Annotated in this window: 13 protein-coding genes; 3 read left to right on the top strand and 10 right to left on the bottom strand. The window is 67.8% G+C overall.

Going from position 1 to position 19381, the window contains the following annotated elements; genetic code table 11:
* Window positions 1-7: 7 nt before the first annotated feature.
* Genes AC1DZQ_RS08830 through AC1DZQ_RS08820 form a run of 3 tightly spaced genes read right to left on the bottom strand, consistent with a single transcriptional unit; the run spans window position 8 to window position 6906 of the window.
* On the bottom strand, window positions 8-4882 hold the full coding sequence (locus AC1DZQ_RS08830; protein WP_476963161.1) for an NAD-glutamate dehydrogenase: 4875 nt from the start codon (window positions 4880-4882) through the stop codon (window positions 8-10).
* A 57-nt stretch (window positions 4883-4939) separates the two neighbouring features.
* The gene (locus tag AC1DZQ_RS08825; protein ID WP_476963160.1) at window positions 4940-6265 is read right to left on the bottom strand and encodes a CpaE/TadZ family protein; all 1326 of its coding nucleotides are present in this window, start codon (window positions 6263-6265) and stop codon (window positions 4940-4942) included.
* On the bottom strand, window positions 6262-6906 hold the full coding sequence (locus AC1DZQ_RS08820) for a CpaB family protein (RefSeq protein WP_476963159.1): 645 nt from the start codon (window positions 6904-6906) through the stop codon (window positions 6262-6264). Before AC1DZQ_RS08820 ends, AC1DZQ_RS08825 begins: the two co-directional genes overlap by 4 nt.
* Before the next feature lie 152 nt (window positions 6907-7058).
* Here AC1DZQ_RS08820 and AC1DZQ_RS08815 point away from each other — a divergent pair, with 152 nt between their 5' ends.
* Window positions 7059-7280 (top strand): helix-turn-helix domain-containing protein, encoded by a 222-nt coding sequence (locus AC1DZQ_RS08815; protein ID WP_018775212.1) that lies wholly within the window; start codon window positions 7059-7061, stop codon window positions 7278-7280.
* A 14-nt stretch (window positions 7281-7294) separates the two neighbouring features.
* On the opposite strand, the gene AC1DZQ_RS08810 is transcribed toward AC1DZQ_RS08815, so the two are convergent.
* Complete coding sequence (locus tag AC1DZQ_RS08810; protein ID WP_476963158.1) at window positions 7295-7864, bottom strand: hypothetical protein; 570 nt, start codon at window positions 7862-7864, stop codon at window positions 7295-7297.
* Window positions 7865-8045: 181 nt separating this feature from the next.
* On the opposite strand from AC1DZQ_RS08810, the gene AC1DZQ_RS08805 reads away from it, so the two are divergent.
* Both AC1DZQ_RS08805 and AC1DZQ_RS08800 read left to right on the top strand, forming a co-directional pair.
* Entirely contained in the window at window positions 8046-8849 is an 804-nt protein-coding gene (locus AC1DZQ_RS08805; protein WP_476963157.1) for a LysM peptidoglycan-binding domain-containing protein, read from the top strand.
* A 129-nt stretch (window positions 8850-8978) separates the two neighbouring features.
* On the top strand, window positions 8979-9461 hold the full coding sequence (locus AC1DZQ_RS08800) for an Rv3235 family protein (RefSeq protein WP_476963156.1): 483 nt from the start codon (window positions 8979-8981) through the stop codon (window positions 9459-9461).
* A gap of 149 nt (window positions 9462-9610) precedes the next feature.
* On the opposite strand, the gene secA is transcribed toward AC1DZQ_RS08800, so the two are convergent.
* The 6 genes from secA to mtrB form a co-directional block, all read right to left on the bottom strand.
* Window positions 9611-12349, bottom strand: coding sequence for a preprotein translocase subunit SecA (secA, locus tag AC1DZQ_RS08795; RefSeq protein WP_476963155.1), 2739 nt, complete (start codon window positions 12347-12349; stop codon window positions 9611-9613).
* A 103-nt stretch (window positions 12350-12452) separates the two neighbouring features.
* Window positions 12453-13670, bottom strand: coding sequence for a winged helix-turn-helix domain-containing protein (locus AC1DZQ_RS08790; RefSeq protein WP_476963154.1), 1218 nt, complete (start codon window positions 13668-13670; stop codon window positions 12453-12455).
* A gap of 33 nt (window positions 13671-13703) precedes the next feature.
* Complete coding sequence (gene hpf, locus AC1DZQ_RS08785) at window positions 13704-14429, bottom strand: ribosome hibernation-promoting factor, HPF/YfiA family (RefSeq protein WP_476963153.1); 726 nt, start codon at window positions 14427-14429, stop codon at window positions 13704-13706.
* Between the two features lie 170 nt (window positions 14430-14599).
* Window positions 14600-15565, bottom strand: a complete 966-nt coding sequence (locus AC1DZQ_RS08780; protein ID WP_476963152.1) for a ComF family protein — start codon at window positions 15563-15565, stop codon at window positions 14600-14602.
* Between the two features lie 128 nt (window positions 15566-15693).
* Complete coding sequence (locus AC1DZQ_RS08775) at window positions 15694-17412, bottom strand: LpqB family beta-propeller domain-containing protein (RefSeq protein WP_476963151.1); 1719 nt, start codon at window positions 17410-17412, stop codon at window positions 15694-15696.
* Complete coding sequence (gene mtrB, locus AC1DZQ_RS08770; protein ID WP_476963150.1) at window positions 17409-19349, bottom strand: MtrAB system histidine kinase MtrB; 1941 nt, start codon at window positions 19347-19349, stop codon at window positions 17409-17411. The genes AC1DZQ_RS08775 and mtrB overlap by 4 nt, the downstream gene beginning before the upstream one ends.
* Window positions 19350-19381 lie beyond the last annotated feature (32 nt).

The raw sequence follows: 19381 nt of genomic DNA, 5'->3' as shown, positions 1-19381 counted from the left end.
CAGCCCCTTAGCGTCGGACGATTGACCTCAAGAGCCTCAATGCTACCGACAGTGAGGCCATGTCATCGGCCTCGAGGGCATTGACCTCGTCAAACATTGACTTCGCCCGGCCCAGCTGCTCCGCGTTCTGACCCTCCCAGGCCGCCAGCCGCTCCTCCGCAGGAGTCCCGGCCGGAGTGCACTCCAGCACCGCCGTCGTCATGTCCGAGACGGTGGAGTAGAGGTCATCGCGCAGGGCTGCGCGGGCCAGTGCCTGCCAGCGGTCCGCCCTCGGCAGCTTGGTGATGCGTTCGAGGAGGGAATCTGCATGGAAGCGGTTGAAGACCGTGTAGTACACGTGGGCAATATCGGCCACGGATTCCTTGCTGACATGGACGATCTTGGCGATATCCAGAAGCACGAAGCTCTCGAACAGTTCCGCCCAGCGGTGCGCCAGGTCTTCCGGAAGGTCCCAGCTGCGCGCCTTCTCCAGCCATTCGGCCACGCGGGCGCGGTCGTCGCCCCGAAGGTAGTCGAGCAGCCGGGCCCGCATGGGATCCATCAGCGGCTTGAATTCGGCCACGATCTCGGCGATGGGACGTGACGCGGAGCCCTGGCCAAGGAGCCACCGGACGGCGCGGTCCAGCAGCCGCCGGATGTCCAGGTGGACAGTGCTCCAGTGTTCGGTCGGGAACGACGCCGGCAGTTCGTTGAGTTCCTTGACCATGACGTCCAGCTCGTAGACCTCGCGGAGGGCCACGAACGCCTTGGCGACGGCCGCTTCCGTGGCCGAGGTTTCCTCAATGGCCCGGAACGCGAACGTGATGCCGCCGAGGTTGATCATGTCGTTGGCAACCACGGTCGCGATGATCTCGCGGCGCAGCGGGTGGGTGTCCAGTTCGGCGTCGAACCTCTCCCGCAGCTGCTCCGGGAAGTAGGCCCGCAGCGTCGAGCGGAACCACGGATCATCGGCGAGGTCGCTGTCGCGCAGCGCAGTGGCCAGTTCGATCTTGGCGTAGGCGGCCAGGACCGAAAGCTCCGGGGAGGTCAGCCCCTGGCCCTGTTCCAGGCGTTCGCGCAGCGTGTCCGTGGTGGGCAGCGCCTCGAGGTCCCGCTTGAGGTCCGCCGACTTTTCCAGCCAGTCCATGAGCCGTTCGTAGCTGGGGCTCCATTCGGAGACCCGCATCCGGTCGTTGAGGAGCAGGATGTTCTGGTCGATGTTGTCCTCGAGCACCAGCCGGCCGACCTCGTCGGTCATCGAGGCCAGGAAGTCCGCACGTTCGGCGGGCTCAAGCTTGCCTGCCGCCACCATCCGGTCCACGAAGATCTTGATGTTGACCTCGTGGTCCGAGCAGTCCACGCCGGCCGAGTTGTCGATCGCGTCGGTGTTGAGGATGACGCCCTGCAGCGCCGCCTCGATGCGTCCGCGCTGGGTCATCCCCAGGTTTCCGCCTTCACCAACCACCTTGACCCGCAGTTCGCGGCCGTCCACGCGGATGGCGTCGTTGGCCTTGTCGCCGACCTCCGCGTTCGTTTCGGTGCTGGCCTTGACGTAGGTGCCGATGCCGCCGTTATAGAGCAGGTCTGCCGGCGCGAGGAGGATGGCGCGCAGGAGGTCCGGCGGGCTCAGCTCCGTGGTGCCCTCCGGGAGGCCGAGGGCGGCGCGGACCTGTGCGGACACGGGGATCGACTTGGCCTGCCGGGCAAAGACGCCGCCGCCTTCGCTGATGAGCGACTTGTTGTAGTCATCCCAGGAGGACCGGGGCAGTTCGAAGAGCCGCTGGCGCTCCGCGTAGGACGTTGCCTCGTCCGGGGTGGGGTCGAGGAAGATGTGCCGGTGGTCGAAAGCGGCCAGCAGGCGGATGTGCTTGGAGAGCAGCATGCCGTTGCCAAACACGTCGCCGGACATGTCGCCGACGCCCACCACGGTGAAGGGCTCGGCCTGGGTGTCGAGGTCCAGCTCGCTGAAGTGGCGCTTGACCGACTCCCAGGCGCCGCGGGCGGTGATGCCCATGGCCTTGTGGTCATAGCCGACCGAGCCGCCGGAGGCGAAGGCGTCGCCGAGCCAGAAGCCGTATTCGCCGGCCAGCCCGTTGGCGATGTCGGAGAAGGACGCCGTACCCTTGTCGGCGGCCACCACGAGGTAGGAATCGTCGTCGTCATGGCGCACGACGTCGGCCGGGGGCATGACGGTTTCGCCCTCGGGCGTCACGATCAGGTTGTCCGTGACGTCCAGCAGTCCGCGGATGAACGTTTTGTAGCTCTCGACGCCCTCGGCCATCCAGGCGCTGCGGTCTGCCGCGGGGTCCGGGAGCTGCTTGGCGTAGAAGCCGCCCTTGGCGCCCGTCGGGACAATGACGGCGTTCTTGACCGTCTGCGCCTTCACGAGGCCCAGGATTTCGGTCCGGAAGTCCTCGCGCCGGTCCGACCAGCGCAGGCCGCCGCGGGCCACCTTGCCGAAGCGCAGGTGCACGCCCTCGACCCGGGGCGAGTAGACCCAGATCTCGAACATGGGCCGCGGGAACGGCAGTCCCCCGATGAGGGACGGATCCAGTTTGAAGCTCAGGTGGGCCTTGTTCTGGTAGTAGTTCGTGCGGAGCGTGGCCTGGATCAGGTTCTTGAACGTGCGCAGCACCCGGTCGGCATCGAGGGTCGCGACCTGCTCGATCGCTGCATCGAGTCCGGCGAGGACCTCCACCTCCCGGAGCACACGATCGGAGTCACTGAGCGCCGGGTCAAAGCGTGCTGCGAACAAGGCGCTGAGTGCCCGCGTGACCTCCGGGTTCGCCAGCAGGGTGTCAGCCAGGAATCCGAAGGAGTTGGTGTTGCCCATTTGCCGCATGTACTTGGCGTAGGCGCGCAGCACGACCACCTGGCGCCAGTGCATGCCCTCCCGCAGCACGAGCCGGTCGAAGCTGTCGGACTCCACGGCGCCGGTCACGGCGGCGCCGAAGAACTCGCTCAGCATTTGGCCGGTGGCCTGGGGATCCACGCCGGCGGGGTACTTCAGGCCGAGGTCGTAGAGGAAGAAGTCCCGGTGATCCGCGGTCTCGATCTCGAACGGGCGTTCGTCCAGGACCTCGAGGCCGAGGTTATGGAAGTACGGCAGGATCTGGCTCAGGCTCTTCGGCTCCAGCATGTAGAGCTTGACCCGGGCGTCCTCTTCCAGCGTGGCTCCGGCACCTTCGGGGAGGTACACGTGGACACCGGGGTGCTCCTTGACGGTTTCCCCGGCCCGTTCGGCCGCGGCACCGTACTTCTCGAAGCGGTCGATGTCCTGCAACGCGTCTTCGATCTCGTAGTCCACCCGGTATCCGGCCGGGAACGCTTCAGCCCAGACGGCTGCCAGTTCCTTGGCGCCGTCCGCCCTGGTGCCGGCGTCCCCGCCGTCGCCGCGGGCGCGCAGAACTTCGGAGATGCCTTCGCCCCAGGAACGGGCGGCCCGGACCAGGCGCTTCTCCAGCTCGTCGCTGTTGACGTTGCTGACGTCGGCGTCCTTGGGCAGCCGGATCCGGAAGAATAGGCGGGCCAGCGCGGACTCTGTCATGCGCGCCTCGTAGTCGATGGACACGGCGTTGAAGGTCTCCCGCAGTTCCTGCTCGATGCGCAGGCGGACGTTGGTGGTGTAGCGGTCGCGGGGCAGGTAGACGACGGCGGACATGAAGCGGCCGTAGATGTCGGGGCGGAGGAAGAGCCGCGTCCGGCGGCGTTCCTGCAGCCGCTGGATGCCGGTGGCGATGGCGGCGAGGTCCGGGATTTCGATCTGGAAGAGCTCATCGCGCGGGTAGGTTTCGAGGATGCCCAGCAGGTCCTTGCCGGAGTGCGAGTCCGGCGGGAAGCCGGCGTCGCGGAGGACAGCGGCCACTTTTTCCCGCACCACGGGGATATCACGGACGGAACCGGCGTAGGCGGTCGTGGCGAACAGGCCGATGAAGCGGCGTTCCCCGTTGACGTTGCCGGCGGCGTCGAAGCTCTTGACACCGATGTAGTCAAGGTACGCCGGGCGGTGCACGGTGGAGCGGGAGTTCGCCTTCGTGATCACGAGCGCGCGCTTCTCGCGTGCCTTCTTCCGGCCGGCCTCGGTGAGGTGCTGGACCTGGCGGCTGTCCGCGCCGGCGCGGAGAAGGCCGAGGCCGCTTTCCTCGCGCAGTTCCAGCACATCCTCGCCGGATACGTTCACGAGGTCGTATTCGCGGTAACCCAGGAAAGTGAAGTTTCCGTCATCGAGCCAGCGGAGCAGGTCCTGGGCCTGGCGCAACTCGGCAATCTGTGCCCGGTTGGCCACCCTGTCCAGATCCGCGGAGATCTCCAGGGCCTTCGTGCGCATCTTCGGCCAGTCTTCGACGGCGGCGCGGACGTCGCCCAGCACCCGTGTGATTCCCTTGACCAGTTCCGTGCGCTTCTCCTCGCCGACGAGGTCGATCTCGACGGCGATCCAGGATTCCATGTGCGAGGCGTTGTCGCCCTCGGCGATCAGGTGGGAGAGGTTCGGCATGGCCGCCGTGTCACCGCTGGAGATGCCCAGATGGGAGGGTACGCGCGCCACCTTGACGAGGTTGCCGGTCTCCCGGTTGCGGGTCACCACGAAAAGCGGGTGCAGTACAAGGTGGATGGGCGCGTTCTGGCGGACCAGTTCGGCGTTGACGGAGTCCACGAGGAAGGGCATGTCATCGGTCACGATGTACAGGACACTGCAGTCGGCTTCGTCACGAAGGGCGATGTTCGCGGTACCCGGCATCCGCGTCGCCGCGATCTGGCGGTGCGTTTCTGTCCTTGCCGTCAGGACTTCCTGGGGATAGGCCCGGAAATCCTCCTCCGCGAGGTGCTCGTAGTAATCCTCGAGGTAGCTTTCGCTACTACCGATCGAAACGGGCTGATCCTCCACGCTGGACCCAGACGACATCGAAACGCCTCCATAAAAGAAGTTCACAGCCGCCTCGTTGCGGCCCTTACGTTGACACTAACCCTTTGCCCGGCGACGTGCTGTGGAAGAAAAGACAAAGGATTTCTTATTTCGCTGGTCAGGTGCACAAACCAATGTGGCGATCGCCTGCCGCAGCTCGGATTCGGGGGCGGATTCGAGCAAAAGTGCCCCGGACAGGAGGGCGGCGTCGCTCGCCGCGGGGTCGGAGGGCAGGAACGCCGACAACGGCGCCGAGGGGCCGTAGCGCTCCCAAGCGGCCCGCAGCTGGCGTTCGGGCGACCGGCCAACGGCGGAGGTCCTGACTTTGTTCAGCACCACTTGGGGCGATGCCTGCGGCACGGCCGCCTGGAGCTCGGCGAGGCCGCGGACCAGCCTCGGCACCCCGATGGAGTCGGCAGCCCCGACGGCGAAGACCGTGTCGGCCAGCTCCAGGCTCCTCAGGGTCGCGGCGTTGCGGCGCGGCGCGCCACTGTCAAAGCCCAGCTCGTCATCGGCTTCGAGGCAGAAGCCGGTGTCCACCACGGTGACGTCCGCAATCTCCCGGGCCCGCTCCAGCACGAGCGTGAGGGCCGCGGCGCGCAGTTCAGTCCAGCGGTCCGCCCGCGTGATCCCGGTGAGCACCCGAATCGTCCCGGCCTTGGTCGGCACCGTCGTGGCGATCCTGAGCAGGGCGTCGGCGTCGAGCAGCCCCTGGTCAGCCAGCCGGCAGGCCTGGGCCAGCCCGGCGGCCTCGTCGAGCAGACCCAGGAGGGCGGCCACGCTGGCGCCGTAACTGTCGGCGTCGACCAGCAGGACGGACTGCCCTTCCGCGGCCAGCTCCCCCGCGATGTTGGCGGCCACCAGGGTCCGGCCCGGCGCGCCGGCCGGGCCCCAGACCGCAATGATCCGGCCCTTCGCGCCCGGGCTCCCGGTGACGGCGTGCGCCCCGGTAGGCCGCGGCACCTGCCCTGTGGCCGTGACGGCGCCGGAGGAGGCGCCGTCACCCGCAGCAAGYCCCGGCGCCTCTCCGGCGCCACTGAGCTGCGCCACCGCTGACGAAATCCGGGCCGCCAGGGCCGCGGCATCAACGGTGCGGGCTTCCGCTGCCACGCCAATGGTCCGCAGGCGGGCCGTTTCCTCCGGATTGTCGGTCAGGGCGATGACGACGACGCCGACGGCGGACAGCCGGTCAACCAGCGAGGCCGTCAGTTCCTCGCTGCCGGCCGCGACGACGGCGGCGCGGGCCAGCCCGCTCTGGCAGGCGGCCAGCAGTTCTGCCAGCTCGCCGCACCGCCGGACGACCGACACAGGTCCGTGCAGCCGCTCCAATCCGCCGACCAGGTCATCGCGGGAGTCCCCCACCGTCACCACGGGAATGCTCATCGCGCGCTACCGCCCGGGTTCCACACGACCGCGATCTTTGCTTTGTTGGCCTGGGCTCCGAGCAACTTTGGCATCTGGGCGTCCGGGACGAGCACCATGACCACCGTGGAGCGGGAGGACCCCAGTGCTGTGCTGCCTGAGGTGACCTGGGCAATTTCGGCGCCCGAGAGGAGCAGCGTGGGTTCGCTGAAGCCGTTGCGGGTATCCGGCAAGGCCACCCAGACATCCACGCGGGAGCCCGCCACGGCCTGGGCCGGAAGGTTCTCCTCGACGGTGACGGCGACGGGCTTGCGGTCCAGCCCGTCGAGCTGCCCGACACTCTCGCGCGGCAGCAGCTGGTCCTTGCCGATCCGCTGCACGGCCACGAGGCCGGCCTCCAGACCGGACTCCGGCGTCAGGTAGTGCTGTTCCACCTCGCCGAGCCGTACCTTGACCCGGTGCAGCTTGTCGGTGGTCAGCGTCTCGCCGACGGCGATCGGCTCCCGCGCAGCGTACGCTTCCGTGGTCTGGTCCGCGGCACCGACCAGGGAGACCACGCCCACCACAGATGCCAGGACCAGCAGGATTCCGACGAGGAGCCGGGGGTCCTTCCAGGACGGCCTTTTCAAACGGGCCCCTTCGGCTGCCGCGCTTCCACTCATGCGTCCGCTCCCCCTGTCGTCGCCGTCCGTTCCCGGGATGCCGGGCACCCCTATTGTTGCGCCCGGGCCGCCCGGGTGGAAGATCCAAGGCCAAACAGGCGCAAACTGTGGATAACGGCACCAGCAGGCCTCAACGGTGGCAAAATGGATCCATGCCCCGATTCCTGACTCTCGCTGACGTTGCCGAGCAGCTCCAGATCAACTCTCCGGCCGCCTACGCGCTCGTTCGCAGCGGCGAGCTGAAGGCGATCCAGGTGGGTGGCCGCGGCCAGTGGCGTGTCGAGGAGAAGATGCTCGAGCAGTACATCCAGGAACGCTACGCCGAGGCCAGCCGCATGATCGAAGAGGCCAAGGCAAAGTCCGCCGGAAGCTGAACTTCGCGGGCTGACTAGCCGCCTGCGGCGCCAACGGATCTGATGCCCGCGAGGGCGCCGAAGGGAATGGCCACCACCTGTCGGGCGTTCACCGGAGGCCGCTCCTCGCCCTCCCGCGTCACGGCCAGATCCAGGAAATCCCGGCCGACCATCTCAATGACGCCGTGGAGCCCGGCCTCTGCCCTCCCGTGCGCGACGAATATCGTCACCCGCGCCCGGTTCCTGGCGAGGCCCCGGAGGGCGCTGCCCAAACCGAGCCGCCGGCGGACCGCTGACGGTTCGGCGACCGCCATCCGCGAAAGACCCACATAGTGCACGGCCGCGGCGTACGGAATGAGCACCTGGTGCTGGGGCTCGTCAAGGACCAGGGCTTCGCTGCCCGCGTGGCTCAGCACTCCCTCGAACGCCGGCCCTGATGACAGGTGCACGCGGATACTGAGCCCGAGGGACCCGCGGAGCCTGTCCGCGAGCTCCACGCCAGCAGAGTCCACCAGTGCACGTTCCGCTATTTCTGTCTCAAAATCCAGCCGCTGGCGCGCGGCCAGCTGTGCCTCCATGTCCTCAAACAACGCGTCCCACCGCATGGCGCCAGCGTAGGCGCGCCTCCCGCACCGGTCAATCCATGGGCATCCGCATTCCACAGGCGCGGGCAGCACCTAGACAAACTGACCTTCATGGGTTCAGACTTCGTTAAAGAGTCCTAAACATCATCAAACGACATCAAACAACATCAAATTACATTCGCAATGAACGGAGGAAACAGCCATGGACCGGACAGCAGCACCGCAACCCCGGACCCAGCCCTTGACCCGGCCCAGGCAAACGGTTCGGGCCGACGCGGCCATGGCCGCCGCCATCCTGCTGCTGGGGATCTTCCTCGCGGCGACGGGCAGTTTCCTCATTCAGCGCTGGCAGTCCGGCTCGGCACGCCGGCAGTCACTGTCCTTCGAGGACCAGCTGGGGATCGTGGCAAATACCGGCGGGCTGATTGTCATCACCTGGTGGGTCATGTCGCTCGCCATCGCCGTCGCGGCGGCATTGCTGGACCGCCACGGCAGGACCCGCGCGGCGGCCGCCACGGGCCGGTTCAGCCCGGCGTTCATGCGGCGGCTGGTTCTCGCCGCCGTCGGGTTGCAGTTGCTGACAGCACCGCTGGCTACCGCGGCCACTGCGCCGGGCGGGCCCGGTCCGGACCTGCCCGGCCACGCGGCCGTGTCGGCACTGTGGACACCGCCGCCCGGGCGGGCACCGGCTCCGGAGCCGCAAGGACCGGCCGCGGGATCCGCGGTGGATCCGCGGTGGAAGCCGTTGAGCCCGATCGTGGATGCCGGACCCCTGACTGCACGCCACACGCGCGCGCAGGACACACAGGGCGCCCGCAGAGAGGTCACGGTCCGGTCCGGTGATTCGTTGTGGAGCATCGCCGCGGCGGCGCTGGGGCCGTCAGCGTCCGACGCCGACATCGCCAGAGAGTGGCCCCGGCTCTATGCGGCCAACCGCGAAGCTATCGGAGCCAACCCGCACTTCCTGCGGCCCGGACAGGTCCTGGTCCTCCCGCCGCCACGCTAGGGCCCGCCGGACCCCGGCCAGAGCCACAGCCAGGAGCACAACCAGCCCCACAGCAGAGGCCAGTCGGAAGTTCCTCCGGCACCAGCCACCCCCACCAGCATCAGCCCAGCCATCAGCAAAGGAACCGTCATGAACGCAGTCACCGGGATCCGCTCAGCCGCGGCCCCCGTCCCGCACGCCCCCGTCCTCCGGGTTGTGTCCGGCACGGCAACACCACCTGCCATCCACACCGCTGCGGCCCCGCCGCCCCTGCGCGTTGTTGATGAGGCCCGCGAGATTTGTGCCATTTCCCGCAGCACCGTCCAGGCAGCGATCGAAGTGCTGGCCGGCACGCGGCCCGCACAGCAGCTCTCCCGGCGCCTGGACCCGCGCTGCCTGGCGGCACTGCAGCACCGCGCCGCACTGACCCGCCGGGTTGCCTCCGGGAGCTCGCCAACGGCGGGCAGGCTGCACCGCAACCCGTCCGTCCGGTCCGTCCGGGCCTGCCGCGTATCGGATGACGTTTATGAGGCCAGCGCGGTGGTTGTCGAGGACTCACGGGTCCGCGCGGTCGCGCTGCGGTTGGAGCGCGGCACGGCGGCCTGGCGCGTCACGGTGCTGGAGATCGGCTGAACGGCGCCGCCGCAGGCAGAAAGCAGGCAGAAGCAGGCACAAACCGGCAGGAACCTGCAGCAACGGGGCCGGCCTGTCAGGGGAAAGGAGGCGCAAACACGGGAGGACCGGAGCAAATGCTCCGGTCCTCCCGTACGTTGGCGTCGTGCCTAGCGCCGCTTCTTCTTCGCAGTGCGTCGGCCGATGTCCTGCGCCGCGGCTTTGGCCGGGTTTCCCGAACGTCCGGAGACCTTCGCCTCGATCCGGGTCTGGGCCGCACCGTCTTCGCCGGGGGCGGTGTACTGCAGCTGCGCCGGCTTCTCCGGCGCTTCGAGTCCGGCGGCGTGGATCTGCGGCTCGTGGTGTTCCGTGTGCTGGCCCTCGGCGTCCGCCACCACGACGTCCTCCGCCGGGGTCACTTCGACGTCGAGGTTGAACAGGAAGCCGACGCTCTCCTCGCGGATGGCCTCCATCATGGCCTGGAACATGATGAAGCCCTCGCGCTGGTACTCCACCAGGGGGTCACGCTGGGCCATGGCGCGCAGCCCGATGCCCTCCTTGAGGTAGTCCATCTCGTAGAGATGTTCCTGCCACTTGCGCCCGATAACGGACAGGACCACCCGGCGCTCGAGTTCGCGCATGCTCTCGGAGCCAATCGCCTGCTCCCTGGCCTGGTACACCAGACGCGCATCGGAGAGGATCTCTTCCCGGAGGAAGTCAACCGTGATCCGGGACTTGCCACCCGCCTCATCAATGACGTCGCGGGGCGTGAAGCTCACGGGGTAGAGGGTCTTGAGATTGGACCACAGGAGGTTGAAGTCCCAGTCATCGCCGGTGCCCTCGGCCGTGGCTTCGTCGATGAAGGCGTTGATGGTGTCTTCCAGGAAGTACTGGACCTTCTCGTGGAGGTCATCGCCCTCGAGGATGCGGCGCCGGTCACCATAGATGGCCTCGCGCTGGCGGTTCAGGACGTCGTCGTACTTCAGCACGTTCTTGCGCTGCTCGGCGTTGCGGCCTTCCACCTGGCCCTGGGCCGAGGCGATGGCGCGCGAGACGAGCTTGGATTCGAGTGCGACGTCGTCCGGCACCGAGCTGTTCATGAGCCGTTCGGCCGCGCCGGAGTTGAACAGGCGCATCAGGTCATCGGTCAGCGAGAGGTAGAACCGGGACTCGCCCGGGTCGCCCTGGCGTCCGGAACGGCCGCGGAGCTGGTTGTCGATGCGGCGGGACTCGTGCCGCTCGGTGCCGAGCACGTAGAGTCCGCCCAGATTCAGGACTTCCTCGTGCTCGTCCTTGACGGCCTGCTTGGCGGACTCGAACGCCTCGGGCCATGCGGCCTCGTATTCCTCGGAGTTTTCCTCCGGGTCCAGCCCGCGCTTGGCCATTTCGGCGACGGCGGTGAACTCCGCGTTGCCGCCGAGCATGATGTCGGTACCGCGGCCGGCCATGTTGGTCGCGACCGTGACGGCGGCCTTGCGGCCGGCCTGGGCCACGATGGACGCTTCACGGGCATGGTTCTTGGCGTTCAGGACCTCGTGCCGGACGCCTTCCTTGGCCAGCAGCCCGGAGAGGTATTCGCTCTTCTCGACGCTGGTGGTGCCGACGAGGACCGGCTGGCCCTTTTCGTGGCGTTCGGCGATGTCCTTGACGACGGCGTCGAACTTGACGGTCTCGTTCTTGTAGACCAGGTCCGCCTGGTCCATCCGGGTCATGTCGCGGTTGGTGGGGATCGCAACGACGCCGAGCTTGTAGGTGCTCATGAACTCGGCGGCCTCGGTCTCGGCCGTACCGGTCATGCCCGCGAGCTTGTCGTACATGCGGAAGTAGTTCTGCAGCGTGACGGTGGCGAGCGTCTGGTTCTCGGCCTTGATCTCGACGCCTTCCTTGGCTTCGATGGCCTGGTGCATGCCCTCGTTGTAGCGGCGGCCGGCGAGAATGCGGCCGGTGTGCTCGTCGACGATCAGCACCTCGCCGTCAAGGATGACGTAGTCCTTGTCGCGCTTGAACAGTTCCTTGGCCTTGATGGCGTTGTTCAGGAAGCCGATCAGGGGCGTGTTGGCGGACTCGTAAAGGTTGTGGATGCCGAGGTAGTCCTCGACCTTTTCAATGCCGGCCTCGAGGACACCGACGGTGCGCTTCTTCTCATCGACCTCGTAGTCGGTCTCGGCGTGCAGACGCGTGACGACCTTGGCGAATTCGCTGTACCAGCGGTTGGTGTCCCCCTGGGCCGGACCGGAGATGATGAGCGGGGTGCGGGCCTCGTCGATGAGGATCGAGTCCACTTCGTCGACGATGGCGAAATGGTGGCCGCGCTGGACGAGTTCGGACTTGTCCCACGCCATGTTGTCGCGCAGGTAGTCGAAGCCGAATTCGTTGTTGGTGCCGTAGGTGATGTCCGCGGCGTACTGCTCGCGGCGCACGGCGGGGTCCTGGTTGGAGAGGATGCAGCCGCTGCTCAGGCCCAGGAACCGGTAGACGCGGCCCATGAGGTCGGACTGGTATTCGGCGAGGTAGTCGTTCACGGTGATGACGTGGACCCCGTTGCCGGTGAGGGCGTTGAGGTAGGCCGGAGCGGTGGCCACCAGGGTCTTGCCTTCACCGGTCTTCATTTCGGCGATGTTGCCCAGGTGCAGGGCGGCGCCGCCCATGAGCTGGACATCGAAGTGGCGCATGCCGAGGGTACGAGAGGAGGCCTCGCGGACAGCCGCGAACGCTTCGGGCAGCAGATCGTCCAGCTTCTCGCCGGCCTGGTGGCGTTCGCGCAGACGGTCAGTTTCTTCACGGAGCTCGGCGTCCGTGAAGGTCTGGAAGGAGCTCTCCAGGGCATTTATGGAATCGGCATAGTTCCGCAGTTGCCGCAGGGTTTTTTTGTCACCTGTGCGGAGAAGTTTTTCGATAAGTGATGCCACGTGAAGTTGCTCCCAGTCTCAAGCTGCCGAATTCTGGCGTGTTTAGTCTACGGGAGAGACGCAGGGCCGGTGGCGCCTGTTCCCTCACAGCGGATAGTGCGGTCTACCGGGCAGCCACGGCTTCGGCGAGCGCCTGCGCAAGATTCCCCGTTGGCGAGACAACCACCCCGTCCAGTCCCAGCCACTCTGCCATGAGCTGCAGTTCCGCGGCGAGTTCGACGGCGGTGTCCGCCGGCGCGCCGGGTTCCGCATGGGCGGCCCTGGCCAGGAGCCGGCCGCCGGCCCGGTCCGCTTTGAGGTCGACCCGCGCGACGATCGCGTCGCGGAGCAGGAACGGCAGGACGTAGTAGCCGTACCTGCGCTTCGGTTCGGGCGTGTAGATCTCGATCCGGTAGTGGAACCCGAACAACTCCTCGAGCCGCCGGCGTTCGAACACGAGGGAGTCGAAGGGGCTCAGGAGCGCCCGGCCGGTGGCTGAGCGCGGCAGTTTCGCCTCCGCATGAAGGTACAGGGGCCGGTCCCAGCCGGTCACCGTGACCGGCTGCAGCCGGCCGCTGTCCACGAGGTTCAGGACGGCCACGGCGGCGGCTTTCTGCGGTGTCCGGAAGTAGTCGGCGAAGCAACGCACGGTCCCAATCCCGTGGGCCTGGGCCGCGGCGTCGATCAGCCGGTCCATCGCGGCGGCGGCGTCCGGCGCGGCAGCCGCCGCTTCCCCGCCCGGTCCGGGGAGCACCCTGGCGGTGAGGGTGTAGCGCCGTTCGAAGGATTCTGTCCGCGAGGATGCGGAGACGAGGCCCTCTTCGAAGAGATGTTCCAGCACCCTTTTGACGGCGTTCCAGTTCCAGCCCCAGTTGTCCCGCTGCTGGTCCTCCACGTGGCCGAGCCGTGCTGTCAGTTCGGCGGCGGTCATCGGCTTCCCGGCGGCCAGGGTCTCCAGCACCTTGGCCGCCACCCCGTTGCGCAGTTCGGGGTCCATGGCGTGCGCGCCCACCCATTTGCGGTTCTGCCACTGCACGAGATCGTGGAAGTGGTCCGGCCGGATGAAGCAGGCTTCGTGGGCCCAGTACTCCATCATCCGGCGCGGACGGGTCCCCGCCATGCGCGCCAGGATGGTGCGGTCGTAGTTGCCGAGCCGCGAGAAGAAGGGCAGGAAGTGGCTGCGTGAGACCACATTAACGGAGTCGATCTGGACCAGGTGCAGCCGGGCAAAGGTACGGCCCACCGCCCGTGCGCTCACGGGTCCGGTGGGCCGTTCCTTGTCCAGTCCCTGGGCTGCCAACGCGATCCGCCGTGCCTGTGCCAGGCTCAGCGATGCTTGCACGTTAGTCCCTTCGTCGGAAAAGTCTGCACCAGCTTATGCGCTGGCGGGCTCATCCTCTGAACGGTAGGCCAGGATTTTATCTTCCAGACTCGAATGTCCGGGCTCGCACGTCTGGTCCAGGGAGATGACCCCGTAGGTCCAGCCGTCACGGCGGTACACGACCGACGGCGCCTTGGTCTCCTTGTCCACGAAAAGGTAGAAGTCGTGACCCACGAGTTCCATGTTGTCGACGGCGTCGTCGAGGGTGAGCTGGGCCGCGGCGAACACCTTCCGGCGGATCAGCACGGGCGAATCGCCGGCCGGAATATCGTTCTCGACCTCATACGGCGACCTCTCTGCCGCCGGCACCTGGTTCTCCTGCTGGTGCGCCGCCTCCACGTAGAGGGGTTCGCTGGGGCTGGCCGGCTCCAGGGCTGCCGTCGCTTCGGTGACGGACTTCGGGGTGTGCCGGCCGTGGTGGACCTTTCTGCGGTCCCTGGCCCGGCGCAGGCGTTCAAGAAGCTTGTTGTAAGCGAGATCAAACGCAGCGAACTTGTCGGCGGCACTCGCTTCTGCGCGGATTACGGGGCCGCGTCCCAGGACTGTCAGCTCAACCGTGAGCGATTCGGCGGTCTGGCGGGCTTTGGTCTCTTTGGTGACCTTCGCGTCTACCCTCTGGACCTTGTCTCCCAACGACGCGATCTTTGAGATCTTGTCGTCGGCATATTCGCGGAACCGGTCTGAGACCGTCAAGTTGCGTCCGCTGATCATGAACTCCATGGTGCCCTCCAAATGACTTCGGTGACACGACGGCGGTACTTCCCGGGGCCGATCTGCTTGACAGTCGAGCCCCTTTCCGAGCCGCTATCGACAGGTACATCTGTTCTTGGTACCCATCTTCGACGTTAGTTCATAGACACCTGTTATTCATCCTTTTACGGTTTATTTTTTTACGTCCCACCGTTCACCCGCGCCACCGCGGGGCTGGCGGCGTCGACGTCGGAAGTGGCCGGCGGGCGTGTCGCGGCCACCACCACGGCGCCGCTGACAATGGCCCCTGCGGCCCGGAGCGCACGGGCCGCCTCCGCCAGGGTGGCGCCTGTGGTCAGCACGTCGTCGACGATGATGCATGGACGTCCCGCGACCCGCGCAGGCCACGGCCCGGACCTGGCCCGCATGGATCCGCGTACGCGCCGGGCGCGGGCACCCCGGCCCAATCCTTTCTGTCCGCCGGACAGGTAGCGGTCCCCTACCCGGCCGGCCCGCAGCCGGTCCCACAGGGGCAAAGCCGGGGGCATCCGGCTCCCCGCGGGCGGCACGGATTTGCGCAGCGCGTCCTCGACGGTGAACCCTGGGAGTTCATTGCCGCGGACGAGCCCGCGGAGCAGGAGGTGGACGGGACTGAAACCCCGCTTGCGGAATGCGGCGGCGCTCGTGGGCACGGGGACGAGGACGAGCCCCTGCCCCGGCCCGGCCGCGGCGCGGAGGGCCCGCGCCAGGCACCGGGCCAGCTCGGCGCCCAGCCGGGCCTGCCCGTGGCTTTTGAAGGACAGCAGGCACTGCGCCAGCTCGGCACGGTATGCCCCGGCCGCCACCACGGGCAGCAGCACGGACCCGTCCGTGTCCATCAGGGCCGGCGCCTGGGCCTCTGCCCGGAACGGCCTGAGCGTCAGCAGGCGCAGCTTCCGGGAGCACGCGCCGCAGAGTGCCGAGTCCTCCGCCCCGCAGCAGACGCAGTCCACTGGAATGGCCAAGGCGAGCACCTCTGCCGCCGCCGCGGCTGTCCGCTCGCCCAGCCTCGCCAGCGGCCGCGCGTAGCTCCCGCGGTGTCGCGCTGCTCTGGCTGTGGCCGGGGCAAGGTCCGGATCCGCAGCCGGCCGCGCCCGGCTGGCGTTCTGACCCGTGTGGCTGCCCATCCTCCGATCCTGGACCGGGTGCGCCCTCGGTAGTAGCCCGCCGGGCAGCTATGTGGACAACACCCCGGCCGGCGGCGTCACCGGTTCCGGCGATGGCGGCCCACCGCCGTCGTCCGAGGGCGCGTCGGTCAGCCGGGGAACGACGGGTCGACGGGGCCCTTGAGCTGCGGTGACCAGCCGTTGCCCAGCCGCTGAAAGATCCCTTCCGCGGACTGGCCGTAGACCTCGGATGGTCCGTTGCCAGCGCTGAGGGACGTCAGCCCGGGCCACGGCGCCAGCTGCTGCGGCTGTGCCGAGGTCAGCGACAACAACTCGGGGGTGACGGCATCGCTGGCGGAGGCCTTCATGACCGCGACTGTGGTGTCATCCACCCAGACGCCTTGGTCCGGATCCCCGGCAGTCAGGAGGGTCAGCGGCGCGGTCAGGTCCCTCGGGGTGCCGTCCGCGCTCCGGATGATCCCGGTGATCTGGACTTTGCTCTTGCCGTTCTGCTGAGAAATGACGAGGGCACGCGTGCCGTCCCGGGAAACCCGGAACTCCTTGACGGTCCGGCCCGAGAGCCATCCCGGCGAGAGGGTCACGGTGGGTACGCTGGCGTTCTCCGCCACGCCGGCGGGCCGGTAGGCCACCACCTCGGTGGCGCCGCCAGCACCCGGCCCGGCGGTCCAGACCCAGTCGTACCGGCCGAACGAAGGCCGGGACAGCGCAGCCCGCGTGGTCAGTGCCCTGGCGGGCTGGCCGGGAATGATCGAGTACAGCGTGGTGCGGGCGGCGTTGAGGAACGCGGCGGCCTGCGACTCGGTGGACTCCGCAGGCGCCCGGGGTGACAGGGCTGCGACGGACCGGATGTCCGGGAGCGGTGAAAGCCTGTTGTTCTCGTACCGGACCAGGTCATTGTTGCTGACGGCGATCTGGTAGGCGGGGACGCTTTCGTCCTGGACCGGAGGCAAGACTGTGCCGTTGTCCTCGACGCGCACCAGGTCCTGATTGGCTCGGAGCTCGACATTGATCACGTCCGGCTGGCTGCGGAACGTCAGGGCAAGCTGCGTCTGCATCCGCAGCCGGTCCTCGTTGGAGGCCTCGACCAGGTCCTTGGCGGTGAGATCCACCTGCGCGGCGCCGGAGACCACGGGCACGGACTCACGGGCCAGCTTGATGCCCGAGGGGAACGCGCTGACGACGGCGCCCTTGAGGTAGGGGGCGGGTCCGCCCAGGAGGGCGCTCGTCATGGCCTTGACGGTCTTCTTCCGGATGAACCACCGGACATCGGGCACCGCGTAGGTGAAGGTGGGGTCGTAGAAGTAGATCGGGTAGGCGCCGTAGATGACTTTGAAGGTCTCTTCCGGAATGGCCGTGCCGTCCGGAAGATCGGAGATTCGCCACTCGCCGTCCACCTGGGTCACGGTGACGGGGATGTTTTCGGTGGTGCCCTCGGGAAGCTGCGTGGCCACGCCGTCGGCGTCCACCGAATAGGCGAGGTCGAGCTGGTAGTTGAAGACGTTTTCGACGCCGGTGGCCACCACTGTAGCCTTGCGGAACACGAGCGCCCGCTGGTCCGGCTTCCACGTCACCGACGAACCCTGAGTGAGGTACTGCCGGGCCACGGCGTAGTCGTCCTCGTAGCCGCTGCCGGCAAGGTAGAAGTCTTCGATCACCGCCTCTGGTCCGGCGCCGGGACGCGGCGCGGCCGGGAAGAAGACCGGCGCGTTGGGGTTTCCCGCGCTCTCGTCTGTGCTCTTGCCCACCGGCCCCGAGCGCGGAATCTGCGCACACGAGGTCAACAGGAGCAGGACGAGCGCCAGCAGCGCGGCCCCCACGCGGGTGAACTTGCCCGATACCCCACTCATGCCCTGCCCTCCGTCCCGGTTCCCCGGGGGCCGGCCGAGCCGCCGTCCGGGATTGCCCCGTCGGCGGCGCCGCTGCCTCCGTCGCCAGAAAAATCGCCGGAAAAATCGGCACTGAAACCGTCTGCGGCCCCGCCCGCGGAACCCTCGACGATGGTCCCGCGGCCCGCGGTCCGCAGCGGATCCAGCAGCACCACGGTCCGCTGCCGGCCTGCCCCGGGGAGCCCGACGTTGACCGGTTCGAGCTGGAGCGGGGACTTGGTGATCGGCTCGTCCCGGCGCAGGGGAAGGGTCAGGCGGAAGTTCGCCCCGTGCCCCTTACTACCCCAGGCCTGCAGCCAGCCGTCGTGGAGCTTGGTGTCCTCGGCCGCAATGGACAGTCCGAGCCCGCTGCCGCCGGTGGTGCGGGCCCGGGCTGGATCGGCGCGCCAGAAGCGGTCGAAGACGCGCGCCGCCTCGGCCGGCGTCATGCCGATTCCGTGATCCCGTACGGCCACGGCCACCGCGGTGTCGCTGGCAGCCACGGAGACGTTCACCGGCCGGCCCTCGCCGTGTTCGAGGGCGTTCAGGATCAGGTTGCGCAGGATCCGGTCGATCCTGCGGTCGTCCATGTCGACAATGACGCTGCCCGCCGGGGCGTTGAGGGTGACGGCGGACCCGTATTCGGCGGCGACGGGCGCCACGCCCTCAATGACATGCGCGACGAGCTGCACAATGTCCGTCGGTTCGGCATCAAGGGTGGCGGCGCCGGCGTCAAAGCGGGAGATTTCCAGCAGGTCTGCCAGTAGCGACTGGAAGCGTTCCACCTGGTTGTAGAGCAGTTCCGCGGAGCGCTTGTTGATGGGGTCGAAGTCCTCGCGGGCGTCATAGAGGACTTCGGCGGCCATGCGAACCGTGGTGAGCGGCGTGCGGAGCTCGTGGGAGACATCGGAGACGAACCGCTGCTGCATCTGGGAGAGCGTGGCGAGCTTGGTGATTTGTTCCTGGAGGCTTGCGGCCATGTGGTTGAACGAGGCACCAAGCCGGGCGACCTCGTCCTCGCCTTTGACCACCATGCGCTCCTGCAGCTGGCCGGCGGCGAGCTTCTCGGAGACGACGGCGGCATGGCTGACCGGGCTGACCACGTTGCGGGTGACATACCAGGCGACGCCGCCGATCATGAGCACCAGCAGGGCGCCACCGAACAGCAGGACATTCTGGATCTCGTCCAGCGTCTTCTGCGCCGTGTTGAGGTCATAGATGAGGTAGAGCTCGTAGACGGTGCCGTTGAAAGTCACTTTGTTGCCGACGGCGATGCCGGGCCGGTCTTCGGTCCCCACGGGGAACTGGGTGGACGCCCAGTACTGGTCCTTGCCCGAGTCCTGCACAGCCTTGCGGAGCTCCGGGGGGATGACGCCTATGGTGAGTTGGTCCGAGGCCCGGGATTCAACCCAACGGTTGCGCGGCTTGGTCTGCTCCGGCATAGCCTCGAAGACGTAGCGCCGCTGGATCACGGATCCGCGGCCTTCGACCGCATTCAGGGTGTCATAGACCAGGGTGATGACACTGGACTGGTCTGTGACCTGGGCGCCGTCGAACGTGTCCTGGACCTGCTTGACGTTGTAACGCGTCTCCGATTCGGCCTGGGCGAGCCGTTCCTGGAACAGGTTGTTGGCGATCTGGTTGGACAGGTAAGCGCCGACAACCGCGAACGAGCCCATGGCCAGCATCAGCGTGGTCAGGACGGTCCGGAACTGCAGCGAACGCCGCCACTTCCGCTGCACCTCCCTGAGCAGGTACAGGATGCCGGGCCACAGGCGCTGCATCCCGGTGCGGACCAGCCGCCCGACCCGGACGCCAACGATCCTGGCGCGTTTGGCCCACAGCCGGGTCCGGAAGGCGAGCCGGCGCCAAGGGCCCGGTCCGCCGCCGGCAGGCGGCGTTCCGGGCGCGCGGGGCATGGACGTCTCTGGCGGTGACTCTTGCGGTGATT

It is taken from the genome of Arthrobacter sp. P1_C12_2 (genome assembly GCF_056406415.1).
The sequence above is the reverse complement of the archived record's forward strand: the minus strand, read 5'-3'. Positions and strand labels throughout refer to the sequence as shown.

Excerpts from the sequence above, each read along its gene's own strand:
- AC1DZQ_RS08815 (WP_018775212.1), top strand. The coding sequence starts at position 7,059 with ATGCCCCGATTCCTGACTCTCGCTGACGTTGCCGAGCAGCTCCAGATC.
- AC1DZQ_RS08775 (WP_476963151.1), bottom strand. The coding sequence starts at position 17,412 with ATGAGTGGGGTATCGGGCAAGTTCACCCGCGTGGGGGCCGCGCTGCTG.
- AC1DZQ_RS08780 (WP_476963152.1), bottom strand. The coding sequence starts at position 15,565 with ATGGGCAGCCACACGGGTCAGAACGCCAGCCGGGCGCGGCCGGCTGCG.
- AC1DZQ_RS08800 (WP_476963156.1), top strand. The coding sequence starts at position 8,979 with ATGAACGCAGTCACCGGGATCCGCTCAGCCGCGGCCCCCGTCCCGCAC.
- AC1DZQ_RS08820 (WP_476963159.1), bottom strand. The coding sequence starts at position 6,906 with ATGAGTGGAAGCGCGGCAGCCGAAGGGGCCCGTTTGAAAAGGCCGTCC.
- mtrB (WP_476963150.1), bottom strand. The coding sequence starts at position 19,349 with ATGCCCCGCGCGCCCGGAACGCCGCCTGCCGGCGGCGGACCGGGCCCT.
- AC1DZQ_RS08805 (WP_476963157.1), top strand. The coding sequence starts at position 8,046 with ATGGACCGGACAGCAGCACCGCAACCCCGGACCCAGCCCTTGACCCGG.
- AC1DZQ_RS08810 (WP_476963158.1), bottom strand. The coding sequence starts at position 7,864 with ATGCGGTGGGACGCGTTGTTTGAGGACATGGAGGCACAGCTGGCCGCG.
- hpf (WP_476963153.1), bottom strand. The coding sequence starts at position 14,429 with ATGGAGTTCATGATCAGCGGACGCAACTTGACGGTCTCAGACCGGTTC.
- AC1DZQ_RS08830 (WP_476963161.1), bottom strand. The coding sequence starts at position 4,882 with ATGTCGTCTGGGTCCAGCGTGGAGGATCAGCCCGTTTCGATCGGTAGT.